Annotated in this window: 14 protein-coding genes and 1 tRNA gene; 12 read left to right on the forward strand and 3 right to left on the reverse strand. The window is 41.7% G+C overall.

All coding sequences use genetic code 11. The annotated features are described in order from the left end of the window. Positions 1–164 precede the first annotated feature (164 nt). From ACOJS8_RS26595 to ACOJS8_RS26620, 6 genes are all read left to right on the forward strand, one after another. A complete protein-coding gene (locus tag ACOJS8_RS26595) occupies positions 165–524 on the forward strand; it encodes a hypothetical protein (protein WP_420151590.1) in 360 nt (119 codons plus the stop codon). An 18-nt stretch (positions 525–542) separates the two neighbouring features. After that, complete coding sequence (locus ACOJS8_RS26600) at positions 543–1,019, forward strand: hypothetical protein (protein WP_420151591.1); 477 nt, start codon at positions 543–545, stop codon at positions 1,017–1,019. A 343-nt stretch (positions 1,020–1,362) separates the two neighbouring features. Beyond that, positions 1,363–1,554 (forward strand): hypothetical protein, encoded by a 192-nt coding sequence (locus tag ACOJS8_RS26605; RefSeq protein ID WP_420151592.1) that lies wholly within the window; start codon positions 1,363–1,365, stop codon positions 1,552–1,554. Positions 1,555–1,979: 425 nt separating this feature from the next. Next, on the forward strand, positions 1,980–2,672 hold the full coding sequence (locus ACOJS8_RS26610; protein WP_420151593.1) for a hypothetical protein: 693 nt from the start codon (positions 1,980–1,982) through the stop codon (positions 2,670–2,672). A 262-nt stretch (positions 2,673–2,934) separates the two neighbouring features. Beyond that, positions 2,935–3,969, forward strand: coding sequence for a hypothetical protein (locus tag ACOJS8_RS26615; protein WP_420151594.1), 1,035 nt, complete (start codon positions 2,935–2,937; stop codon positions 3,967–3,969). A 6-nt stretch (positions 3,970–3,975) separates the two neighbouring features. Then, the gene (locus ACOJS8_RS26620; protein WP_420151595.1) at positions 3,976–4,677 is read left to right on the forward strand and encodes a hypothetical protein; all 702 of its coding nucleotides are present in this window, start codon (positions 3,976–3,978) and stop codon (positions 4,675–4,677) included. 75 nt (positions 4,678–4,752) lie between these two features. Here ACOJS8_RS26620 and ACOJS8_RS26625 read toward each other — a convergent pair whose 3' ends face one another. The 3 genes from ACOJS8_RS26625 to ACOJS8_RS26635 form a co-directional block, all read right to left on the reverse strand. Next, positions 4,753–5,547 (reverse strand): hypothetical protein, encoded by a 795-nt coding sequence (locus ACOJS8_RS26625; RefSeq protein ID WP_420151596.1) that lies wholly within the window; start codon positions 5,545–5,547, stop codon positions 4,753–4,755. A gap of 335 nt (positions 5,548–5,882) precedes the next feature. Further along, positions 5,883–5,966, reverse strand: a tRNA-Leu gene (locus ACOJS8_RS26630). Positions 5,967–6,132: 166 nt separating this feature from the next. Next, positions 6,133–7,371, reverse strand: coding sequence for an ABC transporter permease (locus ACOJS8_RS26635; RefSeq protein WP_420151597.1), 1,239 nt, complete (start codon positions 7,369–7,371; stop codon positions 6,133–6,135). Positions 7,372–7,515: 144 nt separating this feature from the next. On the opposite strand from ACOJS8_RS26635, the gene ACOJS8_RS26640 reads away from it, so the two are divergent. From ACOJS8_RS26640 to ACOJS8_RS26665, 6 genes are all read left to right on the forward strand, one after another. Further along, complete coding sequence (locus ACOJS8_RS26640; RefSeq protein WP_420151598.1) at positions 7,516–8,778, forward strand: asparagine synthetase B; 1,263 nt, start codon at positions 7,516–7,518, stop codon at positions 8,776–8,778. A 107-nt stretch (positions 8,779–8,885) separates the two neighbouring features. Continuing rightward, positions 8,886–9,836 (forward strand): magnesium/cobalt transporter CorA, encoded by a 951-nt coding sequence (corA, locus tag ACOJS8_RS26645; RefSeq protein ID WP_420151599.1) that lies wholly within the window; start codon positions 8,886–8,888, stop codon positions 9,834–9,836. A gap of 102 nt (positions 9,837–9,938) precedes the next feature. After that, entirely contained in the window at positions 9,939–10,763 is an 825-nt protein-coding gene (locus tag ACOJS8_RS26650; RefSeq protein ID WP_420151600.1) for a mechanosensitive ion channel family protein, read from the forward strand. 177 nt (positions 10,764–10,940) lie between these two features. Continuing rightward, positions 10,941–12,221, forward strand: coding sequence for a DUF6600 domain-containing protein (locus tag ACOJS8_RS26655; RefSeq protein WP_420151601.1), 1,281 nt, complete (start codon positions 10,941–10,943; stop codon positions 12,219–12,221). Positions 12,222–12,314: 93 nt separating this feature from the next. Beyond that, positions 12,315–13,085, forward strand: a complete 771-nt coding sequence (gene truA / locus ACOJS8_RS26660) for a tRNA pseudouridine(38-40) synthase TruA (RefSeq protein WP_420151602.1) — start codon at positions 12,315–12,317, stop codon at positions 13,083–13,085. A gap of 123 nt (positions 13,086–13,208) precedes the next feature. After that, positions 13,209–14,090 (forward strand): cell division protein FtsX, encoded by an 882-nt coding sequence (locus ACOJS8_RS26665; protein ID WP_420151603.1) that lies wholly within the window; start codon positions 13,209–13,211, stop codon positions 14,088–14,090. Positions 14,091–14,115 lie beyond the last annotated feature (25 nt).

Raw genomic sequence — 14,115 nt, forward strand, 5'->3', positions numbered from 1 at the left:
GAATTCAATAGTTTGCAGTCAACAGCCATAATTAACGTAAGCCACTGTAAATTAAATATTTAAGAATTATTAATCTTAATCAAATAGAAAGGAGGTATTAAAAATGGCAAAAAAACAAGATTTTCCCGAAGACCGCGCTCCTGGCTCAGCTCGTAAAAGACCAAATGAGCCGACTGAAGCAGATAATATTCGTCTCAAGGAAGGGCAAAGGAAGAGAATTGAGAATGATATCGATAGCGAAGGAACTGCTGCGGGTGGCAGTAGTGGTAGTAGCAGCAGTAGAGATCATAGCGATAACAAGCCAGACCGTCCCAGAGAGGGTGGTGGTGGGGGTGGAAGTCAAAGTAGCAAACATACTCCATAAAATAACAGTGCTCTTTCTGAGGGCACTGTTATTTATTTATACTTATTTTGACGGTCTGATCAGTAAGTTTCTAGACTTCCGTTTCTGGGTATCGGTGGATAAAACGAACATCTCACCAAACATGCTATCAAATTTGAAAACTGAAATTAGGACAGCATAAATTTAAACAATTATACTGATGATTAATTTAAGACATATAACCCTTGTAACAATTATTATTTGTCTTTCTAATCTCTGTTTAGCACAGTCAAGTCAGTTGAATGTTCGCTTAAAAATATTAGTTAAAACTATTAAATATAAAAACAGGATATTTTATAAGAATCTTTCTATTTCCATTCATGGCTACCCTAAAAACAGCGACATTAAAGAAATTAAATATGCTACCGAATACCTTTCAACAGGCCAGTTACAGCTTCGTCTTAATGGAAAAGTTACTAATGATGTTGTAGGTAAAGAAACAATCCTTCAATATGAGCTGCCAGTACAGTGGAAAAGTCAAGCCGACAGCTATATTAGGCAAATGAGTAAAATTGAGGTAAGTTCTCAATCGAGAAACTTCAACAGCTTAAAAAGTTTATCTACTCTTTTGGGGAATACGTATGGTCTTACACCAACAGAAATAGTTTGCAAATTCATCTCTTCACAATCAAAATGAAGCGGCTTTCGTGTGTTGTTGTCCCCTCCGCGCGGGTTGCTTTCGGGAGACAGGGCATACGCCTTTGAGGACGATTGGCAGCTCAACCAAACGAGGGTGTAAAAGTTTATCTACGTTCGTTCAGTGACGTATTACATCAACCATTAGCCACTGTTGACTAGGCGATCATAATAAGCTGTGACATCATCGCCCCGGATTGCACCCTGCCAAAATTCCCTTAGCACCTTTTTTGGCACGGTGCTAACTGCTAAAACCTATATAGGCGGCTTAGCACCTTTGATGAGTGTAATGGGGCCAGTAAAAGTGTACGCCAATAAACCTTAGCTGTTAGTACACTTAATGTATGGACGAACTTAAACAATGGTTGCAAGACCATCCCTGCCCGAAAAATGGTAAAGGCTTTCAATCAATAGAAATTCCTCCACATCTGTTGCCAATTATTGAACGTGTCATTGGTAACAATCGGCAAGAGCATCCTGATAATGCCCTATTAATTGATCTATTAAAGGCATGGGCGGAAGGGAGCCGGGAATAGTGATAGGCGGTTAAATACACTTCAGGACCACTCACATAGGGCTTTTGTCGGTTTTGTCAGTAAGTCACCTTATACGTTTTGAGCTCTTTATCTACCGTTTAATCACTTCGCCAATAGAAGGTACTGACATACAGAAATTTAGGGTTTCTTTACTAGTCAAACTTTTAAGGACTAAGAGTTAGAAGTACTATTGTTGAATAATAGCCAGATAGATAACGTTTCGTAGGTTTTTGTCAAATAGTATGTTGGGTGTTGCTATAAAGCCGTGCATTTTGGCCGACAAGATGCGCGGCTCGACAAGCAACTTTTAGGCTCGTTGTCTGGTTCCGGTTAACCTGTTAAATGGTTATTTATGAAAGATTAGATGTTATATGGTCCTGAGTAACACCCAAAAAAGATGTTTGTAACTATAAACATTTCCATTGATGCCACATAAAGTATTTTTCGGTAGTCCCTTTAATGATAATTATAAATGGGTGCGAGAAGCTGTTAGAAAAGCTTGTTCAGAACTTAACCTTGAATTGCGGATTGTCGATGAAACATCTAATCCTGGAGAAGACATTAATCTAAATCTGAACGCCGAAATAGAAGCATGTTCATTAGCTGTAATAGATATTTCTGAATACAATCCAAACGTAATGTATGAGTTAGGAATCTTATATGCTTTGTCAAAACCAACTATAATTTTAGCTGAAAAACTAACCTTTCAAAAGCTACCCTTTGATATAAGAAACCGCTTGATAATTAGGTATGACAATTCTTCAGAATCCAGAGTCAAAGATTTGAAAGTGGTAGTATCTACAGCATTGAAGCGGCTGACAGAACTAATAGACAATCCAGATGCGAGAAAAGGAATTTTAGCAGGTAAGTCTCTTTTCTCTCATCTGGATATTACTAAAGCTAATAGCACACAGCTATCAATCGAGGACTTTGATTTCAATGACTTGAAAGATAAAGCGGCAAAACAATTGAATCTCTCAAGTTGTAAAACACTTATTATCACAGAATATAATGGACCGCAATTTAAAGGGTGGGAAATTAAAGCTGAGTGCTTTGAAAGCGATATGATATTTTACGTGGATATTAACGGCGACATACGACAAACGAGACGTAAATAACGGAGCCCGATGTATAGGTATGTTCTGCTAACAAGATGAATATCCTAAAAGGAACTCGCCAACCCTGCCAAAATTCCCTCAACACCTTTTCGGGCAGGGGCTTAGCAGCTTGGCACCTTAATCGATAGTGAAAAGCTAGTTGATTAGATATTGAAGATTTTGAAGCATCTATCTATATTATTAACGTATTGATGATTATAGTCAAATTATGTAATAAATATTATGTGAGCATTTTGTTTACTTAAACTAATGTTGAATTAGAATGAAAGGTCGAAATACTAACCTTATCTTTACCTCTATAATTGTAATATTGTTACTGTTTTTATTAGTAGCACTTTTTTTTCTATTCAATTCTAAAGTGTTTTCTTTTAACAAAGATGTAAGTTCATTAATAGAAGCAATATTCCCTGAGATTATAGGCACTGTTTTTGGATTAGTAATATTCTACGTACTTTTTCTAATTATTGGTAAACCATTTAGCTCCCTTGTCGAAAATGATGGTAATTCAATAGATGATATTTTAAATAAGATAGATAATATTGAAAGACTAGAATCAGATAGTTCTCAAATAATTAAAGCCATAAATAATAAGTTTAGTAATTACTCAGTACAATTTATTGATAAAACTGATACTGAAAGCAAACATTTATGGGCTTTGAAAGATACTAAATATTGGTACTCAAACGGTCATATAGGTAGATGGATAAGGTTTCAAGTAATACCGCATTTAGCTAAAAAGTCTATCGAAGAAATGGCAAGGAGGGATCTGAAAATTATCCTCCTAAATCCTGACAACGAGCAAGTTTGTAAGGAATACTGGAATTATAGATTAAAGATTGAATCCACTGAAGGTATTTTCACTATACTTGATGTGAAAGCTGAAATATTATCTACAATTACAATAAGTTATTTTTATAAAAGTAAAAGTAATATAGATGTAAGTATATATCTCAATAATGTTTTTTCTGTTTTTCGTGAGGACATATCATCGAAAGCAACCTTTAGAACCCTTATACGTAAAGATTGCCCAGCTATTATGTACCTGTCTGGGAGCAATAACGGCGAATTCTATAATGCTTCTTTAAGCGACTTTGATTTTGCAAGAAAAAAACTGGCAGAATTCGACTCTGTAGATGGCTATCAAGCAAAAGAGCTAACAAAGGAGGGAATAAAAGCTTTCTTATTATCAACAAATATTGTGATTTGCAAAAACTTACCAGATGATCTTTTGGATAACATTTTTAAAAGATGTACTGTTCCTACAAACCATCATAGGAAAATAATAATGAATATATAATTATAGATGAACTTACTAGAACTAGAATCCTATTTTAAAGGGATGATAAGCACTAATGATAGGAAGTATGAAGAATATATATTAAGTTATTTAAAAGACCATAATGTCTTAATAAGCCTTCTGAACAATATTTTAAAGGATGAAGAGTCATTAGACTTAGTTGCGGCCAACTCTTTCAAACATCCTCTTGGATTTATTAGAATTGTTCTAATTGATTATAAAAAATTCAGGTATATGCTTAGGTTACATATTTGGAATTATTCATCTCAAACTAATATATTTAGTGATCATCATATTCACAATCATTGGTGTGACTTTTATTCTGTATTATTATCAGGTGAGTTAAGTTTTGCTATATATAGTGAATCAAGAGAAGGGTTATTGTATTATAAATATGAAAACCCAATAGAGGACAATACTTATTTATATGATTTTGTTAATGCTGTAAATTTAGAGAAACAAATTGATGTATCATTAACGAGAGGTAGCTCTTATTTTATCAGTCAATCAGCCTTGCACCTGGTCACAGCAAAAACAGATAACTTAACCTCAACTTTAGTCTTACAACTACCAAATACTGTCGGAAAGTCTGTTGTATATACATCTTCACCAATTTACTATAAACAGCGAGAAGTTCCAGATAAATTTACTTTGCCAGAGTTAGAGTCAATATTAAAAAATTATATTATTTCTTTAAGTGGATTGTGAACAAATATGTAATGTCCTTCTAAAACCTAATGGTAAATATAGAAGAGCTTTTTGAATAAGCAAGATTTCCATATTCTACTTAACTTGGACATCTTTAAAAGATTGTATATTACATATTTCTATAGGGGATTCGCGAACTAGATACCCTGTACTATCGTTTACTTCTCGTTCACTAATTAACTTTTCAAGACTTTCGCAGCCTGGGCATTCACCTTGATGAGCTACGGCGGGATATGTAAAAATTGGGATTATTTTTGATAGTTTTTTGTAATCTAATTCTCCCTTCTTTAATTTATCAAAACTGGCTGCTCCTTCTTCATCTATTGAAATTATCAATGCCTGTCCCGCTCTGCAATAAAATACGCCAGCTATGTGCACAGTGTCACCCAAATACATAATTTGAAGGATAACGTTGCCATAGAAATCTTTTACTTCTATTGCATTATCATTGTAATTTTTTTGGAGTCCCATGCCCGGATTTGTGAATGACCATTCATTATTTTTTATTTCAGCAAGTAGCACCCCATCCTTATTCCGTAATATAGCATTTACAAATAGTTTACCATCTTTTAATATTACACCTAATATCGGTTTACCTTCATCTACGAAAAGAGCTCCATTTTTAGTTTCGATCCTAAATCGATTCCAACCAAAAGATATAAAAGGTACTCGTGCCTTATTACAACTTGATAATATACCATATGTTTTTTCATTTGAAGTATAAGTAATAATAGTAAATAGGACGCCTACTACTCCTAAAATATTATAAATATTACTTTTTATATGCAGTATAATTTTTTCGCCAAAGCCCATCTTAGGACTCGATGGAGCCTTTTGAAGGTTTTTATTTCCAGTATTGTTTTTAGGCATGAATGGTATGGGCTAAATAATTCAAAGAATTGGTAAGGTATATTTTACATTACCATGTCATTTCTGTTGTTGAGTAAAGCTAGTAATATCTTAAGCCTTAAATTATCAAACTCATATGAGTGAATTTACGAAAATCTACACTTTAATTATTCTATCCCAGGCCGACTAACTAAAGACTTTGGCGATAAATAAAGAGAATCTATAGCCTTAACAAATCTATAACACCTCCTACACTCATGTGAGTAGATCTATGTTTTGTTTCAGTAGTGTTACAGTCCTAAAACTAAATTAGCCCGTAAGTGCTTGTATGTTAGCTACTTACGGGCTTAATATTGTACCGGGAGCCGGACTCGAACCGGCATGTCCTTGCAGACAATGGTGTTTGAGACCATCGCGTCTACCGATTCCGCCATCCCGGCGACAGAATCGTCTCTGTTTCCAGAGATGCGTTTGTCAAACGTGGGTGCAAAAGTAGAGGTTAATAAATAATGTACAATGGATAATGGGCAATTACTACGTATTTTTTTGCAGGATAGATACAAAGTCTTTAGAAATCAGCTTTATACAGGTTTACATTAATCAGGCTTACTCGTACCGTAATGCCTCGATGGGATCGAGTTTGGAAGCCCGTACGGCCGGATAGATTCCGGCAAATAACCCGACAGTGACGCAGACAACAAGGCCCAACCCCATCCAGGCCCACGGAACCACAAAGCTTCCAGCACCCTGACTAATGATACCGGCGATTAAATTGCCGACGCCTAACCCTAATATAACTCCTCCAATACCACCAAGGAGACAAATGACAATCGCTTCTATCAGGAACTGCTCACGGATGCGTTTGGGCGTAGCTCCCAGCGATTTGCGTATGCCTATTTCGCGCGTGCGTTCCGTAACAGATACAAGCATGATGTTCAGGAGAGCAATAGATGCGCCCAATAACGTAATAAAGCCGATGCCAAAGCCGCCCATCCGTAAATAGCTCGTAATGTTGGCGGTCTCCTTTGCCAGATCATCGGCTCGCTGAATTTCAAACGAATCGGGCTGCCCGAGTTGATCCCGTCGAACGAGCCGCATGGTTCCCCGCGCTTCTCCAACGGCTTCGTCCTGATCGGATACGTTCGGAACAGAGGCTGTAATATCGAATGTCAATTGTTGATTTCCGGCCAATGCGCGGGCATTGTCAAGCGGAATCAAGATAATACGATCGTCGCTGCCTCCTGAAAAACCTCCTTTTTTGGCTAACACACCCACAACTTTATATTGACTGCCGGATACTCTGATGACCTGATTGAGTGGGTTTATTTTTTTTTCAAACAACGTATTCGCTAGCTCGCTGCCAATAATCGCTACGTTGAGCGCAAACTTTAGGTCATTCTGGGTCAGATTACGACCACTCTCAAGTGTAAACCCTTTTACGGTTAAGTAAGCATCGTCTCCCCCTACAAGCTGAACATTAGGGTTCGTTTTTTTTGAGCCAAATTTAGCCTGAGCGGCCCCACTTATCCCTGCTGAAATAGCAATAGTAGCGCCGTACGGAAATCGGCGTTTAAACTGCATCGCGTCGAAATAATTAATGGGTTTATCCTGTCGCTGGACCCGCCCTCCCCGGCGAAAAGCATCCTGACGCGCCACAATACTAAACGTGTTGGCGCCTAATCCCGCAAAACTGTTGTCTACGGAGCTTTGAATGCCGTCGATAGCGGTCAAAATGCCTACCAAAGACGTAATACCGATGGCTATAATAAGCGACGTCAGAATGGTCCGTAAACGATTGCCCGCAATGGAACGTAACCCTTCGCGTATGTTTTCGATAAGGTTCATGAGCAGAGAGTGGAGGGCACCGGGCTTAGAGCTGCGGAAATAAATCCCTCGTCCCTTACCCCCATGCCCTATACTTTTTAACACAAAATTTGTGTATCTTTCGTTATTACAAAACTACCAAGTGCATTCTTAATAGGGAAACCAATGAAACGGCTGCTGCTACCGCTTGTCCTAATTCTGACACTTACCGGTCATGTATGGGCATCTAAGATTCTGATTCCAATGGACGATGCCCAGAAAAATCATTTGAAAGCCTATGGTATTGCCTATTGGGTGCTAAAAACCCATGATACTGAGATTGACTGGCTGCTCAACTATCGGGGAGGTTCGTTTATGATGCCACAAAGCCAGACATTCATCAACGAGATTGTGATCCGCGGTGTGAGTTATGAGGTTATTTCGGACGCACAATCGGCTCAGATTTTAAGCGAAATTGCCGCAGCTGATGCCAACATGGACGCCGTAAAATTGCAGAAACCTCCCAAAGTTGCTGTGTATTCGCCAAAGACAAAACAGCCCTGGGATGACGCCGTAACGATGGTAATGTCCTATGCCGAAATTCCCTATGACGTAGTGTTCGATGAAGAAGTGATGAACGGTAAACTTCCGGAGTACGACTGGCTGCATCTGCATCACGAAGATTTTACGGGACAGTACGGAAAATTTTTTCACTTTAAAGATCAGCCTTGGTACATTGCTCAGAAGCGGGAAGCCGAAACCATTGCTCACAAATTTGGCTTCACAAAAGTGCCTCAGCTTAAATTGGCAGTTGCGAAAAAAATTCAGGAGTTTGTGACCGGCGGAGGCTATCTGTTCGCCATGTGTAATGCTACTGATACGTATGATATTGCCATAGCGGCACGTAACACCGACATTGTTGATACGTTCTACGATGGTGATCCAGCCGATCCGAATGCGAACAACAAACTGGATTTTAGCCAGACATTTGCGTTCCGAAATTTTCAGATTTATACCAATCCATACCTGATCGAATTTTCCAATATCGACAATCAGCCCGAAGAACGTGGCCTGAGTGAGCACAACGATTACTTTACGCTGTTTCAGTTTTCGGCTAAATACGACCCAATTCCGACTATGCTGACACAAAATCACCAGAATGTGATCAAAGGGTTTATGGGGCAGACAACAGCGTTCAAGAAAAATCTTATTAAGCCGGAGGTTGTAATAATGGCCGAAAATCGGGCGGCTGGCGAAGCTCGTTATATTCACTCACCTTACGGGCGTGGTTTCTTTACGTTCTACGGCGGCCACGATCCGGAAGATTACCGGCACGAAATAGGAGAGGAGCCGACCGACCTTAATTTACACCCTAATTCGGCCGGCTATCGACTGATTCTCAACAATATTCTGTTCCCTGCCGCTAAAAAGAAAAAGCAAAAGACGTAGTATGTTCTTTTTGGCTGAGTAGTAGCACGCAGGTAAATGCGATTTAATGTATCACAGTCCGGTCGTTTTCTGCGAACTTTGCTACGTACCAAGAAGCTATCGACTGTATGATCCGCATTTTTCAGCAGGATGAAACTGCCGTTCGTAAAATCCGTGACATTGATTCATTTTCCAATACGGAACGGACGCTATGGGTAGACTTGCAAAACCCGACATCGTCCGAAATCAAAAGTGTTGAAGAAAAATTTGATGTCGATTTTCTAAGTCAGCAGGAGCAGTCCGAGATCGAAAGTAGTTCGCGCTATATTGAAGAGGATGATTTTCTGATTGCGAACTCCAACTTTTTGATTCCCGATGCCGAGCAGCGATATACCAATGTACCCGTTAGTTTTCTGCTCAAGGATGATACGTTATTTACGTACCGTAATGCCGATCTGAAGTCATTTGCCGATACGGTCAAACGTATCAAATCGCGTCGGGCTGTGTTCAGTGACGGAGCACAAATCCTGATCTCAATTTTCGAGTCGCGGATTGATTACGATGCCGATTTAATTGAGTTGGTATCAGGCGAAATTAAGGCCATCAATCGAATGCTGGATCTCGACGCTACGCTCGATCGGGAAATGCTTCTGAATATCAACGATTATCAGGAGTTGACGATGCTAATCCGAGAGAACGTAGTGGATAAGCAGCGGGTTATATCGGCAATGATACGTTCAGATGGCTGGTTTAACGAACTTGAGCAACAACGCCTGCGAACGCTGATAAAAGACATCAACTCGCTGATTGACCACACTAATTTTATCTTCGAGCGTCTGGAGTTTCTTCAAAATACGTACCTCGGTCTTATCGATCTTGAACAAAACAGGATCGTCAAAATCTTTACAGTCGTTTCACTGGTCTTTCTACCGCCTACCTTATTGGCCAGCATCTGGGGGATGAATTTCGATGAGATGCCCGAGATCCATTGGAAGTACGGTTACATTTTCGCGCTGACCATGATGGTGTTATCCTCGGCGCTGACAGTGTGGGTGTTCCGGCGTAAAAACTGGCTGTAAAACAATGTATTACATGAAAATAGATTAAGTCACTTAAAGGATAGAAAGTTACTTTTCTGTTTATCAGCGTCTGATTCCCAAACACAATCTCATCTTAGATTTATGGAGCAGGCGCAAACTAGACTTGAGATCTTCTACGCTCAACTGGTAACCTTTGTAACCCTATACGGTGGTCGGGTATTACTGGCTATTCTTACACTGATTATTGGTCTTTGGGCCATTGGCTGGATCACGCGGATTTTGGCGGCTACCATGACCCGACGGCACGTTGATCGTGATGTACAACCATTTTTATTGTCGCTGGTTAACGGCCTGTTACGTGTACTTCTGCTACTCAGTATTGCCAGTACGCTGGGCGTTCAGACGACCTCATTTGTAGCCATCATTGGTGCTGCCGGTTTAGCTGTAGGGCTGGCTCTTCAGGGGAGTTTAGCCAATTTTGCCGGTGGTGTATTAATTCTGATTTTCAAGCCTTTTCGCGTTGGCGATCTTATTACGGCGCAGGGCTTTACGGGCAATGTTGAGGCCATTCGAATATTCGATACGACCCTGGTAACGCTGGATAACAAGACAATTATTCTTCCCAATGGTGCCTTGTCGACATCGGCCATTATGAATATTTCTACGAAAGGCGTTATTCGGGTCGATCAGGTATATAGCGTTGGCAGCCAGAATGACTTGGATAAAACGAAGTCATCCATTCAGGCAGTTGTCGACGCATGTCCCTACGCGTTGAAAGGTCGGCCCCACGACGTATTGATTGCGAAGCTTAACCCAAATTCCCGCGATTATGACGTGCGCGTTTGGACAAAGAGTGAAAACTACTGGGATACATACTATTACATGCTCGAAAACATTGCCCGGCAGTTTGCTGAAGATGGTATTGAAGCGCCCAAGCCAAAGATGTTCATTACGAACGAAGAATAAATCGGCCGTCAAGGCGAAATATTTGGAGTTAAGCCGCAGTAACACAAAAAGCCCGTCTGACAAAGCAGACGGGCTTTTTGTGTTACTGCGTAAAGTTTATTCGAAACCTCATTAAACGTTTTGAGTTCCGGTCAATCTAATAATTGAGTTTAGTTACTCAGCTAAACAACACATGAGATGATTACTCTGCAGCTAATAAAACGGGTCGCTCTGATTGCACTTCTTGCATTTGGATTTGCCAATACAATGAAAGTGGCAGCTCAGCCGGGGGCGACCGTACCCGTAGAGTCGTTCTACGATGAACTGGCTCCTTATGGCGAATGGATGCAATACCCCAGTTATGGAAATGTCTGGCGTCCTAACACCGGACCCGATTTTCAGCCATACGGTACGGGGGGGCATTGGGTCGTTACGGAGTATGGTAACACCTGGATATCGGACTATGCCTGGGGGTGGGGACCCTTTCACTACGGGCGCTGGATCTACGATCCGGCCTACGGTGGTTGGCTTTGGGTGCCTGGTACTGACTGGGGACCAGCCTGGGTAACATGGCGGTCTGGTGGTGGCTATTATGGCTGGGCTCCGCTCGGACCAGGCTGGGATATTAATATAAACATTAACATCCCGGCACCTTACTGGACATTCGTACCGCAGATCTACATAACCAGCCCCAACTTGTATAGCTACTGTGTGCCCCGTCCTAACGTAGTGAATATCTATCGGAACACGACCATCATCAATAATTATTACCGTACCGACAACCGGGCGTATGCATATGGTCCCCCCCGTGGCGATATTGAGCGAATCACCCGACGTAGCGTTCCCGTCTATCGAGTCGATCAACTGGATCGTCCTGGCCGGTCTGTAGTTGGCAATGGTTCGGTTGGCTTTTACCGGCCTGGGGCTGATTACAGAAGGAATTATAGCCGCGATGAACGCTTTGATAATTCAGTTCGTCCAAACTATGGTGGCACCAATTATCCGGACCGAAGTAATTATGAAAACTCTGGCCGCAATAACAACAGCGGCAGCGCACCAAATCGCGATTATAACAATGGCAACGCTACGCCAGGCCGAGTGTATAATGGACGCGCGAATCGGGGCAATGAGTATCCAGATCGGAATGGCGGTTTTAACAATCCATTACCTCCCAACACCGGAAATTCAACGATGCCTTCGCCAGGCCGGGGTAGTTACTCTCCAGACAACGTACCACAGCTTGAAAACAGGCCGATGAGAGGCTATACCCAACGAAACGCACCGCAGGACGGCTTCTCGCAGCAACCGAATCGGTCATTCGAACGTCAGCCACAAGTAAGCAGTCCATCGTCGCCGGGTGGACGTAGTGGTGCCGATTTTCAGCGTATGCCAGAGAATCGAAGTGCGCAAAGTCAGCAGTATAGCCAGGGGCAACAGGCTGGTGGCGGACCAGGACGCCAGGCGCGAGGTCCGCGTTAACCTAAATTATATTTCCAGACGACCCGGGTCCATTTGAACTCGGGTCGTTTATTTTTATATACACCTGTTAAATAAGCGGTACTTTTGCTCGAAATGCGTTATTTCATAGAGTTATCGTATCGGGGTACAGCCTATCGGGGGTGGCAGACGCAGTCGAATGGTTCGAGCGTTCAAGAGGCACTGGAAGCCGCTCTGACACAGCGTATCGGCAAACTGATTTACGTGGTTGGGAGCGGACGAACCGACGCAGGTGTTCATGCAAAACAGCAGTTTGCTCACTTTGATACAGACGTACCGCTGGCACTGACTGAAGCCTTTATTTATTCCATTAATTGCATTCTTCCCGAAGACATTGCTATCTACACGATTTTTCCGGTTAATCCAACGACCCATGCCCGGTTTTCGGCGCTTTCCCGTTATTATCAATACCACATTACCCGCCAGAAAAATGCCTTTTCCAATGGCCTGACATATCATTTCAGGCCACACCTGAATATCGAATTAATGAATCGGGCCTGTGATATTCTCTTGCAGCATACCAATTTTCAGAGTTTTGCCAAAGCTCGGGCTGACGTAACAAATTTCCATTGCCGACTCGATTTTGCGTATTGGACATATACAACTGACGATTGTCTGACGTTTCATATTAAAGCCAACCGCTTTCTGTGGGGAATGGTCCGAACAATTGTCGGAACTATGATCGACATAGGGCAGGAGCGGTTAAGTCTGGAACGTCTCGAACCGATTATTCTGGCCAGAGACCGTAATGCAGCGGGAAGGGCTGCACCCGCCAATGGCTTATATTTAGTGGAGGTGGGTTATCCGCCGGAAGTAATGAACCTTAGGACAACAGGGCAAGTGTGAGGAAATCGTCTCACCTTTTCCAGAACCCTCTGTTCTCTGCTTATCGCCCTTCCCTTAAATTTTCTTAAATTCGGCCGTTCAGAGGTTGAATCCATTATTTTTGTCTCATAACACGAACCCTAAATGGCTCGTACAAAAAAGAAAGTAGGTACGTACCCCAGTGGTATTATTTTATTCAGCTTAACGCTGGCCTTATTTTTAGTCGGTTTCTGCGGATTACTCGCCATTCAGTCGAAACAACTGGTAACATACATCCGCGAAAATTATGAAGTTCGGGTATTCCTGGATAAAGGGCTAAGCTCGAAAAAAGTAGGTGCCTTGTCGCGTACAATTGCGGAGCAGCCATATGTGCTGATTACCAATGGCGAACCTCAGATTACGCTAGTCACCAAAGATGAGGCCGCCAAAGAGTTCATTGCTGAAACAAAAGAAGATTTTTCGAAATTTTTGGGCGAAAATCCGTTGCGGGATAGTTATCGTGTAAAACTTAACGAGGCTTATTTTGAAGAAGCAAAATTACAGGAAGTAAAACAGGATCTGGAGCAGATTAATGGCGTGTTCGAAGTGGTTTATCAGGAAAACCTGGTCGATAACATCAACCGGAATATCACCAAGATCTATATCGTAATGTCGGCTTTTGCGCTGGCGCTGCTGTTGATCATCGTAGTGTTGATGAATAATACCATTCGAGTAGCTATTCACTCGCAACGATTGCTAATTCGCAGTATGCAACTGGTCGGGGCGACCAATAGCTTCATTACGCGGCCGTTTCTGGGCCGGGGCATGTGGCAGGGCTTTCTGGCGGGAATTTTGGCGATTATGCTGCTCCTGGTAGGGTGGGAGATCGCGAAACATAATCTTCCTGAACTGGGTGCGTTCCAGGATCTTACAAAGGTTGCTGCGCTTATGGCAGGACTTGTAGGTCTGGGTGTCCTGATTGGTTTTCTGAGTACGTTTCAGGCTGTTCACCGATACCTGGGCCTGACATTGGATGAACTTTACTGATGTATAATTTAAATGAAACCTATAG

Source organism: Spirosoma sp. (assembly GCF_048594605.1).
Lineage (GTDB): Bacteria > Bacteroidota > Bacteroidia > Cytophagales > Spirosomataceae > Spirosoma.